The 13,006-nt window shown below is 66.6% G+C and carries 9 protein-coding genes; all 9 read right to left on the bottom strand.

The features are described from left to right. Positions 1–267: 267 nt before the first annotated feature. Positions 268–2,028, bottom strand: a complete 1,761-nt coding sequence (locus AB0F41_RS19740) for an alpha/beta hydrolase-fold protein (RefSeq protein ID WP_357425770.1) — start codon at positions 2,026–2,028, stop codon at positions 268–270. A 267-nt stretch (positions 2,029–2,295) separates the two neighbouring features. Next, positions 2,296–3,318, bottom strand: coding sequence for an alpha/beta hydrolase family protein (locus AB0F41_RS19735; protein WP_357425756.1), 1,023 nt, complete (start codon positions 3,316–3,318; stop codon positions 2,296–2,298). A 464-nt stretch (positions 3,319–3,782) separates the two neighbouring features. Then, the gene (locus tag AB0F41_RS19730) at positions 3,783–4,832 is read right to left on the bottom strand and encodes an alpha/beta hydrolase family protein (protein ID WP_357425754.1); all 1,050 of its coding nucleotides are present in this window, start codon (positions 4,830–4,832) and stop codon (positions 3,783–3,785) included. Positions 4,833–5,115: 283 nt separating this feature from the next. Next, entirely contained in the window at positions 5,116–6,204 is a 1,089-nt protein-coding gene (locus AB0F41_RS19725) for an alpha/beta hydrolase family protein (protein WP_357425752.1), read from the bottom strand. A 164-nt stretch (positions 6,205–6,368) separates the two neighbouring features. Next, positions 6,369–8,312, bottom strand: coding sequence for a flagellar motor control protein ZomB (gene zomB, locus AB0F41_RS19720; RefSeq protein ID WP_357425768.1), 1,944 nt, complete (start codon positions 8,310–8,312; stop codon positions 6,369–6,371). A 4-nt stretch (positions 8,313–8,316) separates the two neighbouring features. After that, on the bottom strand, positions 8,317–9,243 hold the full coding sequence (locus AB0F41_RS19715; RefSeq protein ID WP_357425750.1) for a decaprenyl-phosphate phosphoribosyltransferase: 927 nt from the start codon (positions 9,241–9,243) through the stop codon (positions 8,317–8,319). 16 nt (positions 9,244–9,259) lie between these two features. Further along, positions 9,260–9,814, bottom strand: a complete 555-nt coding sequence (locus AB0F41_RS19710; RefSeq protein WP_357425766.1) for a phosphatase PAP2 family protein — start codon at positions 9,812–9,814, stop codon at positions 9,260–9,262. Positions 9,815–9,819: 5 nt separating this feature from the next. Next, positions 9,820–11,754 carry a glycosyltransferase gene (locus AB0F41_RS19705; protein WP_357425748.1) on the bottom strand — a complete coding sequence of 645 codons (1,935 nt, stop codon included), beginning with the start codon at positions 11,752–11,754 and terminating at the stop codon, positions 9,820–9,822. Continuing rightward, the gene (gene glf / locus AB0F41_RS19700; protein WP_357425746.1) at positions 11,751–12,980 is read right to left on the bottom strand and encodes a UDP-galactopyranose mutase; all 1,230 of its coding nucleotides are present in this window, start codon (positions 12,978–12,980) and stop codon (positions 11,751–11,753) included. Before glf ends, AB0F41_RS19705 begins: the two co-directional genes overlap by 4 nt. Between the last annotated feature and the right edge of the window lie 26 nt (positions 12,981–13,006).

Here is a 13,006-nt window from a genome sequence, read left to right as displayed (position 1 = left end):
CGGGGGGGTTTCGCCCCCCTGAGCGCCGCCTCCCCCCCCCCCATCCTCGCGGCTGCGCCGCATTGTCTCGCGTGCTGACAGGCGACGCGGGCCGAACCCTTTCAGGGCCTCGTAAGACTCGGCGCCGAGGGGCGGACGGGTTGGTGGGGGCGCGGATCGGCCGGACGGGGCGTCTGAAAAGGGTGGGGGGTGGGGCGGATTCCGGTGAAGGGGCCGGCAGCCGGTTTGCTGCGGTGACGGTGGTGGGTTTCGTACAGGGTGCCCGGCCTACCTGACCTCGGCGCGGTTGTCTCGGACAGTGATGGTGCCGGTTTGGAAGTTCTGCTGGACTCCGCCCGGGATGGGGAACTCGTCGCTGATGGGGAAGCCGAGGCGGCCGTTTTCGTAACCGGCGTCACGCCAGGCGTCCATGATCAGGCCGTTCCGGACGGCCCAGGCGCCGGAGAGGGGGCTCCAATAGATACTGCCGCCCTCGAACGTTGTGAAACGACCCAGGTCTTTCAGGGGAATTTCTCCGGCGGCCGGGAAGCCCAGCCAGCTGTTCTCGAAACCGAGTTCGGCGTATTTGCCCAGGATGAAGCCCTCCACGCGGTGGGCGCCGGTGGCGGGGCTGAAGTAGAAGGGGCCGCCTTCGAAGGGCTGGACGGCGCCGTCGCGGTGCGGTGTGCCGATTTCCGGGCCGGTCGGGTATTTCGCGGGGCCCCCTTCGAACCCCTGGCGGCCCCATTCGTCCAGGATGGCGCCGCGCACCATCTGCGCTCCGGTCTCCGGTGTCCAGTACAGGGCCCCGTGCCGGAACGGCTGGAAGCGGCCGCGGCCGTCCGGGAGCGCCTGTTCGCCGCCGACGGGCAGGCCGAGACCGCCCTGCGGGCCGGCCGCGGCCTGGTAGCCGCCGCCGATCCGGCCGTATACGGGATGCGCGCCGGTGTCCGCGGAGTAGAAGACCCTCCCGTTGCGGAAGTCCTGGGCGGTTCCGCCCGGGACCTGGTACTCGGCGGTCAGGCAGTCGCCCAGCCAGTCGTTTCCCGCGGCGACGCCGGCGATGGCGCCGCCGACCGCGCACTCCGGTTTCGTGCCGGGAACGCCGAGTGCGGCCGCGGCCTGTGACCAGGATTGGCGCATCTCGAAATCCCAGTAGGGCCAGGTATGCGTTCCCGACGCCCGGTAGTTGACGGTGGCCGGAATATCGAGTTTCCCGAGTTCGGCAACGAAATTCTGCGAGGTGAGCAGCGACAGGGTTTCCAGGCCCATTCCGAACATATTCGTGGTCACGCCCGGTATGTCGGTGCCTTCGTCGTGTTTGCCGGAGGCGCCGGTGCCGCTGGAAATGTACAGAGATTTATCCTTCAGCCGATCGGCCAGCAGCATGGGATCGTGCTCCTCCCACTGCTCGCTGCCGGGCGGTCCCCACATGGCCCCGGCGTCGAAACCACCGGCATCGGCCAGGGCGAGGCGAATGGCCTGCGGCATACCCGCGCTCGTGGTGGTGAGGAATCCCGAATACGAGGCGGCGAACTTCGCGAACTCGGGGTTACGCGCGGCCAGGAACATTGCGGCGGTGCCACCCATGGAAAGTCCGGCGATTCCACGTGTGGCGGTTGCCCGCCACTGGCCCTCGAGCAGCGGCGGAAGTTCTTTGGTGAGGAAGGTCTCCCATTTGTAGTTCTTGCCGTTGTCGGGTTGAACCCAGTCGGAGTAGAAACTCCCTTGCCCGCCCACCGGCAACACCACGGTGACGTTCTTGTCGGCGAAGAAATCGACGGCGCCCGCGTCTTTGATCCAGCCGCTCTCGGTTTCGGTGGCCCGCAGACCGTCGAGCATGTACAGGACCGGGAAGCGAGTATTCGGCTGGGTGTTCCAGTCCCGGGCCAGCAGCAGCCGTACCTGGATGGGTGCAGCCATCGAGGGTGAGTTGACCCACACCTCGACATGGCGGTCGGAATGCCAGATGACATTGCGGATGGAGGCAGGCGCCGCGGTGGCGGTGGGCTGGGCGGGAGCGGGCACCTGGGCGGCGGCGAACGGCAGGATCAGAGCGGCCGCCAAGGCGGCCAGCCGCCACCGGCCGCGTCTACCGCTGCGGTCGGCCGTCCCCCCGGACCCGCGAGTGTTGCCTGCCACACACTGTTTGTACCGCTGCCGCAGGCTGATTCCCGGTAGGACGCGCTGACAGCAAACCAGTTGGTCACTGCGGGACCCGGCGAAAACAAACGGCGCCACCTGCTTCGATTCGAAGCGGGTGGCGCCGTTCGCGACAACTATCGATTCAGCGGCAACCTGTCGGCATGCCGTTGATCACCAGCCGTTGGTCGAGTCCAGGAACATCTGGCGCGAGGCGAAGAGCTGGCTCTCCCAGTACTTCCAGGAGTGGGTGCCCACGTTCGGGAAGTCGAAGTAGGCATTGATGCCCAGCGACTTCAGCCGCCCCTGGAAGGCACGGGTGTTCACCAGCGACAGGGCCTCCAGAGCCATGGCGTTACCGGTGTTGAACAGGCCGAGGGCCGAGGCCGGCTTATCGTGCGGGCCCGGCAGGCCGCTGGCCGCCGAGATGTACATCGGCAGGCCCTTGAGCTGCGGGGCGAACACGAACGGGTCCATCCGCAGCCACTGCGGGCTCCACGGGGCGGCCATCGAGTCGACGTTGAAGCGACCCGCGTCCAGCATCGCGATACGGATGGCCTCGCGCATACCCGGCGCCGAGATGTTCAGGTAGCCGGAGTAGGCGGCGGCCGACTTGAACTGGTCGCGGTGGTAGGCGGCCAAGGCCAGCGCCGCGCTACCGCCCATGGACAGGCCCGCGATCGCGTTGTTGGTCCGGGAGACGCCGTAGCCCTCGAGGAAGGCCGGGAGTTCCCTGGTGAGGAAGGTTTCCCACTTGTAGGTGAACTTCTGGCCGTTGGTGTTGCTCGGCGAGTACCAGTCGGCGTAGAAGCTCGACTGCCCACCGACCGGCATGATCAGCGAGATGTTGTCGTTGCCGAACTGCTGCAGCGCGTTGGTCTCGAACGACCAGGCGTTGCGGTCCTCTTGGGCCCGCAGACCGTCGAGCAGGTAGAGCCCGGCGTTGCCGCCGCGCGCCGCCCACTGGACCTGCACCTTGATCGGGCCCATGCTCGACGGAACCATCAGTTCCTCGTAGGCACCACGCTGCACGGGCGACGCCACCGGCGCGGCCACGGCGGCGGTCGGGGCCGCGATACCTGCGGCGACCGGAAGCGCCAGCACCGCGGCACCGATTGCCAGAATCCGGTTACGCCAACCGCGAGGTGACCGCGACCCCGTACTTCTCTTCGGGCCGGCTGCCCTGCCGAAACGCATGAATTCTGCTCTCTTTCTGCTGTTGTGGTGTTGTTCGCCACCGCTGCGCGGACAACACCCCGTTTCTCCTCGGGCGCCGGCGGCCGGTCCCGACCAACCCATGGCCGACAGCGCTACAACGATCTGGTCACAGATGTGCTCGCTGGACCATATTCGACCTCATCGAGCCTAAGCAAGGCCGTGCTGATCGGATGGCCGAAATCCGCCGCGAGAACGCTGTGATCGCCCCGTGACGATACCTTGCCGAAGCGTTGATGTCGCGGCGGGCCGCGATATTCGGTCGTTATCGAAATCGGCTTCCGACCAGCGTTGTGTAACGGAATACGAACCCCTGTCGAATTCCTATCGACAGCAGTGTGCCCGCCCCGGGGAGGCTTCCCCGGGGCGGGCACACTGCTGTCGTTGTTCGGGTCTCCACGCGCGGAGTTGTGCCGGTCTCCGCGTGGAGACCGGCACAACTGCCGTTATCCGATATTCGCGGACAAATCCGGGAGCATCCGCAGCACTTCGGCCTCCCAATACGTCCAGGAGTGAATACCGGTCGCCGGGAACGAGTAGACGACATTGTTGGCACCCAGCGTCATCATCCGGACCTGGAAGGAACGGGTATTGGCCAGGGCGAGCGCTTCGAGCGCCATCCCGTTCACGGTGTTGCCGTTGAACCCGTCGCCCGCTCCGGGCAGCCCGCTACCCGCCGAGATCCACAGTCTGGTGTTGTGATCGCGCAACAGCGGGGCGAACACGAACGGATCCATCCGCAGCCACTGCGGACTCCACGGCGGCGCCATGGAATCGACGTTGTACCCGCCGGCGTCGATCATGCCCAACCGGAGTGCCTCCCGCATCCCCGGCGCGGAGATGTTCAGGTAGCCGGAGTAGGAGCCCGCGAAGCTGAACTGGTCGGGGTGGTAAGCGGCCAGGGTGAGCGCACCGCTGCCGCCCATCGACAGGCCGAAGACGCCGTTGCGGTTCGGGTTGAAACCGAGTTGGTCGCGTAGCGCCCAGCGCAGATGCTGGTTGATGAAGGTCTCCCAGGCATAGCGGTAGCTCTTGCCGGGCCCTTCGGAGATGACGTTGAGGGCGCCGGAGCCGGAGGACGACCCCGTGGGCGGGAGACCGAAGAACGAACTCGGCGCATTCCAGTCCGCGTAGAAACTGGACATGCCGCCGACCGGCATGACGACGTTGATGTTCCAGTCGGTGAGCGCGTTGGCGACGTTGGTGTCCATCTCCCAGCCGCTGTGCGTCTCCGGGGCGCGCATACCGTCCAGCGCGTACACCACCCGCGCGGTGTTGCCGTCCTTGGCGCGGAACACCCGGGACCGGATCGGGCCCATCTCGGGAGAGTTCACCCAGAAATCGAATCCCGCCGGGTTCGGCGCCGCCCGGACCTCGGGCGCCGTATCGGTCAACCCCACCGCGAGGGGGGCCAGCAGTGCCACGGCGATCCCCATCGCCCATCGCCGCGCCCAGCCATGGGGCCGCGCCGATCCGGGCCTACGCGCACTTCGCATTCGACTAGACCTTTCGCCTGGGCAGCCGGACAGCAAATCACGAGCTACGTTACCGGCCCCATCTCGGATACATAGACCTCGGCGCTCCGCCGAAGCGCAGGCCGTTACCTGATGCGTGCTCCTGGTATATCAATCGACCAAATGTACGCCCCTGTTGCCATCAAGTGGTGTAGGTCACAGCAAATCGAGGGGTGGGTATATACGCCCGTTGCCGTGCCCCCGATTCCTGGGGCACGGCAACGTTCTCGCAACGCGGCGCGTCCGGGTCGTGACCCGGTCCGGCTCAGCCGATATTGGCCGACAGATCCGGGATCATCCGGTACACCTCGGTGGACCAGTAGCGCCAGTTGTGCACGCCGACGGCCGGGAAGTCGTAGGTGGCGTTGCGCGCGCCCAGCGCGCCCATCCGCACCTGGAAGGCCCTGGTATTGGCCAGCGCCAGCGCCTCGAGGCCCATGGCGTTGAGGGTGTTGAAGTCCAGGCCGTCGGCGGCCGCGGGCAGTCCGCTACCGGCCGAAATCCACAGCCGGGTGTTGTTGTTGCGCAACAACGGGGCGAATACGAACGGATCCATCCGCAACCACTGCGGGCTCCACGGCGGCGCCATCGCGTCGATATTGAAGCCGCCGGCGTCGAGCATCGCCACCCGCAGCGCTTCCCGCATACCCGGCGCGGATACGTTCAGATATCCGGAATAGGAAGCCGCGTACCGGAACTGATCGGGGTGATAGGCGGCCAGGGTGAGCGCGGCACTACCGCCCATGGACAGCCCGAATACGCCATTGCCGTTGGGGTTGAAACCGAGCCGGTCGCGCAGTGCCCAGCGCAGATCACGGGACAGGAAGGTTTCCCATTTGTACGTGGTCGACAGACCCGGCCCCGCGCCCGATCCGGAGGCCAGCCCCGAACCCGAATCGCCCGCCGACCCGGTGACTCCCCCCGCGCTCCCGGAACTTCCGAGCCCGAAGAAATTACTCGGCGCGTTCCAGTCCGCGTAGAAACTGGATCGGCCGCCGATCGGCATGACCACGTTGATATTCCATTTGGTCAGTTCCCGGGCGACATCGGTATCGAGCTCCCAGCCGCTCAGATCGTTGCGGGCGCGCATACCGTCCAGGGCGTACACCACCCGGGCGGTATTGCCGTCCGCGGCGCGGAAGACCCGCGATTTGATCGGCCCCATCTGGGAATCGACCCAGAAGTCGAAACCGCTGGGATCGAACTGCGCGGAGGCCGGCGCCCCCGGTCCGGCCACCGAAAAGCTCAGGGGTAGTACGAACGCCAGTGACAACAGCGCCGTTCGTTTCAGCCAGCCGCGCAGACGCCCTCCCGGCTGTCCGGTCGTGGTACCGCGGCCGTTCACACCTCGCATTGGTTCCCGCCCTCCGTCGTGCGGCAGCTCCGGCCGCGCGGTCGACTTCCGGTCCCGTTGAACGGGATCGGACGCGAGCACCTTAACCCGAGCTGAGAGCACCCGCCCACCGGGAATCGCACGACGCGTTCCCGGTACCGGACGGCTATCAAGAAAAGCGCAGATCAGCGCGGTTGCGGTAGTGGATCCACCAAACCGCAGCGCTGAATCTCATACTTCGGCACCCGATCGAGCCGGTAGGAGGCGAAGTCGAACGCGTGCCGCAGGTTGTGCTTGAACCGGTCGAAAGTGAGCGGGCCCTTGTACGAGAGCATCAAGGCCTGGGTGTCCGGGCACGACATCGCGACATGCGCCTGCGCGACCCAGTCCTCGTCCATGTACCAGGGCAGCCACGGTTTGCGGTCGACCATGCCGGTTTCCACGATCACCCAGTCCGGATACAGGCTCTTATCGTGTCCGATCCGGCCGTCGGTGAGCCGCTCGGTATGCGCGGCCAGTGGGAAGGCCAGGCCCATCGGATCGATGACCCGGACATCCAGCGGGACGTTCATGCTGGTCATACCCAGGTTGAGGAAGTAGACCGTATGCCCCGCGCCCTCCGGCGGAATGGGGATGGGAGGCGGCGCGATGTACCAGAACATGAACGAGGGCGAGTTCAGCAGCAGCCCGCCGTCCGGGGTGTTCTCGATTCCCTCCACCATCGGCCGCATGCGGGCGTAGTCGAGGTAGTCCTCGGCGCGGATCGGATGATCGTGGCCGGTGTTGAGCACGTAGTAGATCCGCTCGTCCACGATGCCGGACTTGTTGATCGTGGTGCCGGTCTTGATCGCGGTGGTGCCCGAGGCCAGCAGCGCCCAGGCCAGGGTCCCGGCCAGCGCGAGGACCAGAATCCCGAACGCGGGGGCCTCCCGGCGCGACAGCGACCGTAGGCCTTGCTCCGGCAGCCGCAGCGGGATCACCGCCACCGGCAGCAGGAAAAGGAACAGCTGCGGCAGCAGCATCCGGCCGTGCATGAAATCGCCGCCCACCCGCAGCGCGTACACGGTGAGGATCGCGGCGGCGGCGAGCACCAGGGTCACCACGGCCGACGGCGAACGCAGCCAGACGCGGAACCGCCGGACCCGGCCGGCAGCGGGATGGTCGTCGTTGTCCTGGTCCGGGCCGTCGGCCGGCCGAGCGCGATAGGTACGCGCCGCCACCAGCCCGGCCACCAGCAGAACCGCCAGCGGCACATACAGGTAGTACGGGCCCGCCAGATCCCAGAGGTAGGTCAGGCCCTGTCCCCATTTGGCACCGCCCGCGTCCTTGGCCACCGCGGTATTCGGGTACGGGAGACCGTAGTAACCCATCCGCCAGACCTGGTAGCACAGCGGCACGACACCGGCCACTCCCACCAGCAGCATCCGCAGCAGCCACGGACGCAGCCGGGATTCGGGCATCGGGGCGAAGAAGATCAGCAGTAGCGCCAGGCCGCCGACCACGGCCATCTCGGGCCGGATGAGCGGTGCCAACCCGGCCAGGAAGGCGAGCACGAGGATGCCCGCGACCCCCGGCCGGACCGCCTTGCTCCACCGGATCAGCAGCAGCCACAGCAGCGCGATCCAGCAGATGACCAGGCAGTTCTCCAGCCCGGACGTCACATAGTCGCGGGCCGGGGGTACCGCGATATAGGCCAGCGCGCCGGCCGGGATCAACAGCGACGACGACGCCGGGCCCCAGAGTTTGCCGGTGCCCAGCATGGCGAACAGCAGCGCCAGCAGCGAAAGCGTCAGCGCGATCCCCAGTACGACGTATTCGAGCCGGGCCTGGGTCACCCAGCTGAAGAACCAGACGACGTAGGTCCACGCCGTGCTGGTGTTGGTTTCCACCCGCTCGCCCGGATTGAACACCGGGCCGTTACCGGCCAGCAGATTGCGCACCGTGCGTAGCACGATCAGGCCGTCGTCGGCGATCCAGCGCCGTTGCCAGCCGCCGAAGGCGAACAGGGCGACGGTGATCACGATCCCACCGGCGAATACTCCACGCGAGATCCGCGCGGAACGCGGCGACGAGCGCGACTGCTCGGAGGCAGCCGGCTCGTCGACGTGTTGTGTTTCCGCTACCGCAATCTCGTCAGAAGAGATAGACAGCGACACCTACCGCTCCGATCCACGCTATGGCCAGCAACTGCAGGACGCGGTCTCCGAGAGCGATCTCCTCCGGTTCACCGGCTTTACCGCCGTCGACCTCCACCGCGTAGCGCAGAATCGCGATGGTGAACGGGATCATCGAGATGACGAACCATTCGGTGTCTTTGGCGGCGCCCTGTTCGAAGGCCCACAGTCCGTAGAAGACCACAACCGCGGTCGCGGCGAGGCTCCAGGCGAATCGTAGATAGGTCGGGGTGTAGTACTCCAGCGATTTGCGAATCTTGGCTCCGGTCGCCAGCGCCAGTTGTAGCTCGGCGTAGCGCTTTCCGGCCGCCATGAACAGCGAGCCGAAGGCCATGATCAGCAGGAACCACTGGGAAAGCGGGATTCCGGCGGCCACACCGCCGGCCACCGCCCGGATCAGGAAGCCCGAGGACACGATGCAGATGTCCAGCACGACCTGGTGTTTGAGGCCGAAGCAGTAGGCGAGCTGGACGCCGATGTACACCGCGATGGCCACCGCGAGCTGCCAGTTCGCCAGGAAGGACAGCCCGATCGAACCGGCCAGCAGGACGGTCGCCAGCGCGAAGGCCAGGTTCACCGGGACCACGCCCGCCGCGATCGGCCGGAACCGCTTGGTGGGATGAGCCCGGTCCGCCTCCACATCCATGGCGTCGTTGACCAGGTAGATGCCCGACGCCGCCATGCAGAAGGCCACGAACGCGATGGCGACATTGCCGAGCACATCGAGTTCGATCACCGAACCGGCGGCCATCGGCGCGGCCAGCACGAGGACGTTCTTCACCCACTGCCGCGGCCGGACCGCCTTGATCAGGCCCGATGCCAGCGATTTGGGTGGCCCCTTGATCTCGGCGTCGGCCAGATCCGCGCCAGTCGGCTCTTCACTCATACGGGGCAGCGCCTTTTCATCTTGTGCGGTCACTGTCGAGTCTCTTTTCGGCGGCGAGCAGGGCAGCGGCGGACGCGGCGCCGAGTGCGGAACCCGCGAGCACATCGGAGGGGTAGTGGACCCCGAGAACGACCCTGGACAGCAACATCGGCGGTACGAGCACCGCAGGCAAGGGTAGCCCGGTCAATTTTCCGAGCAGCACCGCCGCCGCGGTTGTGGAGGTCGCGTGCGAGGACGGGAAGCTCAATTTGCTCGGCGTCGAAACGTTGACCTGCACCGACGGCGCGTGCGGGCGGGGCCGCCGGACGATGCGCTTGATCACGATGGACGCCGCGTGGGCGCCCACCGCGCCGACCGCCACCCCGGCCCACTGCCGGCGCCGGGGTCTATCGGTCAGGGCGCCGACGGCGGCGATCGCCATCCAGCCCAGCGCGTGCTCACCGAAATGCGACATCCCACGTGCCGCGGAGATCACCGCGGGAGTCGCGATGGCGCCCTGTACGGCCTCGATGATCGCGACCTCCGGGTCGCCGCCGCGCTCCGATCCGGAATCCCGCAGGCTCGGGTTCATCGCGTTCACCGCCGGTTACCTCCGTCGCTGTCGATACCGAAGACCTTCTCCCAGGCCGCGGCGCCGGTGAGTTCGGCATGCGCCGCGCGATACTGCCGGCGCATCTCCGGAAGCCGGTCGGCGAGTTCCTTGCGCAGCCGCAGCGCCTCCCGCAGCAGCCCGTAGGCCTGCCGCGGATCGCGTTTGCGGTACACCACCCCGCGACCGTCCGCGGTGGTGACGGTGACCCCGTCGACCTGCGAGAGCAGGAACCAGCGCGCGTCCAGCGTCGGCACGTTGAGCTGCGGCCGGTCGTGGTGTTCGGTGTGGGCGGGCCGCAGATTGTGCAGCAGGCCCTTGCCGAGGCGGACGATCTTGGCCAGCGGGTTGGCGGGCTCACCGACGGCGCCGACCCCGATACCGCTGGCCAGCGGCAATTCGGTGGAAGACGGCAGGATCACCGCGTCCGGATACTGTTTGCGCAGTTCGTGGACGGCGCCCAGCGCGCTCGGCAGCAGTTCGAAGAGCCGCTGCGGGCCGGCCAGGAAATCCTTGATCGCGAGGTTCTGGATCGCGACCGTGGAATATTCGAGGCAGAGCAGATGCTTGAGGGTGGCCTTGACCGTATTGGCGACCATGGCCCGGCCGTTGCCCGGCTGGTGCAGCGCGGCCACCACCAGGCGATTGCGCAGGTGGAAATACGCCTGCCAGTCGATGGCGTCGTCTTTATCGCTCCACGCCATATGCCAGACCGCGGCACCGGGCAGGGTGACCGTCGGGTACCCCGCGGCACGGGCGCGCAGACCGTATTCCACGTCGTCCCATTTCAGGAACAGCGGCAGCGGCTGGCCCAGCTCCTCGGCGACCTGCCGGGGGATCACACAGGTCCACCAGCCGTTGAAATCGACGTCGATCCGCCGGTGCAGCAGTTTCGAGTTGTCCCGGTCGCGCAGCGGGTATTTGGCGAAATCGTGGTCGTACTCGACGTTCGGCGGCGCCGACCACATGAAGATATTGCGGTCGACGACCTCGCCCATCACATGCAGATGGGATCGTTCCTGCAGGTTGAGCATCTGCCCGCCGACCAGCACCGGGGATTTGGCGAAGCGGGCGAAGGCCAGGGCGCGCAGGATCGAATCGGGTTCGATCTCGATATCGTCGTCCATATAGACGATGAACTCGGCGCTGGTGGTCTTCAGCGCCTCGTACATCACCCGGCTGTAGCCACCGGACCCGCCGAGATTCGGCTGGTCGTGGATGGCGAGCCGGTCGCCGAGCACCGCGGCGGCCTCGTCGAACCCGGGTTCGTCGACGACCTTGCGGGTGCCCTGGTCGGGAATGATCACCGCGTCGACCTGCGCCAGCACCAGTGGATCGGCGCCGAGCGCCTTCAGCGTGGTGACCGCGTCGGTCGGGCGGTTGAAGGTCGGCATCCCGACCGCGATCCGGCCCTCGCCGGGCGCCTCGACCGGCGCGTACCAGCCACCGGCCACCAGCGTCACCGCGGTATCGGTGGTGATGTCGAACCAGAGCCAGCCGCCGTCCTCGAACGGCCCGAGATCGGCCTCCATCTCGACGAAAACCGTCTCCGAGCCGGAGGCGACGGCGAACTCGCGACCCTGGACGTGGATCCGCGACCCGTCGGCCTTGGAGCGGTACAGGTCCACCCGGCCGTGCCCGGCGAGTTCCAGCCGCAGCACCACGGAGTCGAGAATGCTCCAGCGCCGCCAGTAGCTCGCGGGCAGCGCGTTGAAATAGGTGCAGAACGACACCTCGGACTCCGCGCCCACCGACAGCGAGGTCCGGGTGGTGGCATGCGCGCGGCGCGCGTTGGTGTCCGACTCCTCCAGGTAGAGGGTGCGCACATCGAGCGGTTCACCCGGGCGGGGCAGGATCACCCGCTGCAGCAGCGATTTGGCTCGGGTGGTGGACGCGCTGTGCGCCAGTGATGCAGAGGTCATACGTCGTTGTTCTCCTCGGCCAGCGGCGCACCCGTTTCCAGATGCGGGCGCAGCACATTGTCGAACATGTTCAGCGCGCTCGCGATGGCCATATGCATGTCCAGGTACTGGTAGGTACCGAGACGACCGCCGAACAGAACCTTCGACCCGGCGGTCTCCTGCTTGGCCAACGCGCGATACGCCGTCAGTTTGGCTCGGTCCTCAGGGGTGTTGATCGGATAGTACGGTTCGTCGCCGGTCTTGGCGAAACGTGAGTACTCGCGCATGATGACCGTTTTGTCGGTCGGGTAGTCGCGTTCCGGATGGAAATGCCGCGGCTCGATGATCCGGGTGTAGGGCGGATCGGCGTCGTTGTAGTTCATCACCGATGTGCCCTGGAAATCGCCGGTCGGCAGCACCTCGGTCTCGAAGTCGATGGTGCGCCAGCCCAGCTCGCCCTCGGAATATTCGAAGTAGCGGTCCAGCGGCCCGGTGTAGACGACCGGGGCGTCCGGGTTCTGCGCGCGCAGCTCGTCGCGGACATCGAACCAATCGGTGTCCACCCGGACCTCGATGAGTTCGCTCGCGGCCATGTTCTCCAGCCACTTCGTATAGCCCTCTTTGGGCAGGCCTTCGTAGGTGTCGTTGAAGTACCGGTTGTCGAAGGTGTAGCGAACCGGGAGCCGGGTGATATTGCCGGCGGGCAGTTCCTTGGGGTCGGTCTGCCACTGCTTGGCGGTGTAGTTGCGGAAGAACGCCTCGTACAGCGGGCGGCCGATCAGCGAGATGGCCTTTTCCTCGAGGTTCTGCGCGTCGGCGGTCTCGATCTCCGACGCCTGATCGGCGATCAGCGCGCGCGCTTCGTCGGGGGTGAAATACCGCCCGAAGAATTGCGAGACCAGGCCCAGGCCCATCGGGAACTGATATGCCTGGCCTTTGTGCAGGGCGAATACCCGGTGCTGGTAACCGGTGAACTCGGTGAACTGCGTGACGTAGTCCCATACCCGCTGGTTCGAGGTGTGGAACAGATGAGCGCCATATTTGTGGATCTCGATACCGGTTTCCGGTTCGGGTTCCGAATAGGCGTTACCGCCGATATGCGGACGGCGGTCCAGTACGAGAACTCTCTTGCCCAGTAAGTTCGCGCTGCGCTCGGCGATGGTCAGCCCGAAGAAGCCGGAGCCGACGATGATCAAGTCGAACTGTGCGGTGTTATCTGAGTTACCCGGAGACGATGCGGCGGTCACGGGTGCCCAGCGTATCGGAAGCGATT

It is taken from the genome of Nocardia sp. NPDC024068 (genome assembly GCF_040638875.1).
Lineage (GTDB): Bacteria > Actinomycetota > Actinomycetes > Mycobacteriales > Mycobacteriaceae > Nocardia.
The sequence above is the reverse complement of the archived record's forward strand: the minus strand, read 5'-3'. Positions and strand labels throughout refer to the sequence as shown.